1 protein-coding gene is annotated in these 1,350 nt (G+C 63.4%); it reads right to left on the reverse strand.

The features are described from left to right. Positions 1-84 precede the first annotated feature (84 nt). A complete protein-coding gene (locus tag NKI29_RS33325; RefSeq protein WP_352517481.1) occupies positions 85-1,239 on the reverse strand; it encodes an ISNCY family transposase in 1,155 nt (384 codons plus the stop codon). Positions 1,240-1,350: the final 111 nt, after the last annotated feature.

Consider the following 1,350-nt stretch of genomic DNA (forward strand, 5'->3'; position numbering starts at 1 on the left):
TGTCGGTAGCTTTTCAAGTTGTCCGGTTTTTGTAGCACATCAGATGTCCGCTTCTGTTTGTTGCAGGAGGTGCGTCGAAGCGGTTCACGCCGCACTCCTGATCTCGGTTTTCTGCCCGCGCAACGACCCGTCCGCATGGTAGCGGGCGATCGACCGTGGCCCGTGGAAGACGGCCAGCGTGCCGTCGGGATATTGGCGCACCTTGACCTTGGCCTTGACGAAGTGATGACGGATCGGGCTTGGCGGCAGCTGCAGCCTGAGCCGTCCGAAGACAATGGTGTTGTCGCGGCCGACCACGCGCTCCTCCTCGATGCACAGGATCTCGGCGAGCTGGTCCGGATCGGCGGCGACGAAGGCGCTGTCGGCGATCTCGGGCGGCTTCGAAAAGCGGGCATTGTGAGCCGCCAGGTAGACCTCGGCGATGAAGCGGTTGGCCGCTTCGATGTCTGTGATCCCGGCCAGTGCAAGTTCCTTCGGCAGTCGTTCCTGCAACGTCGAGAAGGTGCGCTCCGAGCGTCCGCGCGCCTCGGGCGAATAGGCCGGTATATGCTCGACGCCGAGCCGCACTAGCGCCCGACCGACTTGGGTGAGCCGCTCCTTGTCGACCTTTTCCCCGGCCTTGGGCGTGTGGAAATAGTGGCTGCCGCGGTCGCTGTAGAGGCTCGACGCCAGACCCTTGGCCGCAAACGTCTCCAACAGGCCTTGGAAGCTCGAGGCCGTGCCTTCCTCCTCGACCAGGAAGGCCGAATAGAGCGTGCTCGTCGCATCGTCCATCGTCACGATCAGGTCGAGCGGCGGCTCACCCGTCAACCACTCGTGCCGGCTGCCGTCCTGATGCAGCATCATGCCCTCGCACGGCTTTCTGGGCCGCTTGCGCCGATGCGCCCCGCGCCGCTTGGCCCGCTCCACCAGACCGGCTGCGTGCAACTGCGCCTTCGTCCAGGTGTAGCTCCAGCAGAAATTGTGGTCGCGAACCAGGTGCTCGTGGAAGTGCTTCACGTTCCAGCCAAAATACCGCTCCCGGTAAAGCAACAGCATCTCCTCCACCGCATCGCACGGCGCCCGTCGCGGCGAGGCCTTGCCCAGCCGACGGTCGATAAGGCCGGCGACACCCTCTTCCTCGTAGCGGTCGCGATAGCGCCGGAACTGACGCTCCGACATCCCAAGCAACTCACCAGCCTCCAGCATCGACAGATCACCTCGATCCCACCGGCTCAATACGTCGCGAAACTTCTGCATCCTGCGGTCCTGTAGCCATGCTGCCCGTCTCATCCCCAGCCTCCGTTCGCTGAAGATCAAACCGGACAACTCGTCTGCTACCTAACCCGGACAACTCATCTGCTTACGACA

The organism is Mesorhizobium sp. M0678 (assembly GCF_040320505.1).
Lineage (GTDB): Bacteria > Pseudomonadota > Alphaproteobacteria > Rhizobiales > Rhizobiaceae > Mesorhizobium.

What these genes read in the sequence shown, in the direction of transcription:
- NKI29_RS33325 (WP_352517481.1), bottom strand. Translation starts at nt 1,239, where the DNA reads ATGCAGAAGTTTCGCGACGTATTGAGCCGGTGGGATCGAGGTGATCTG.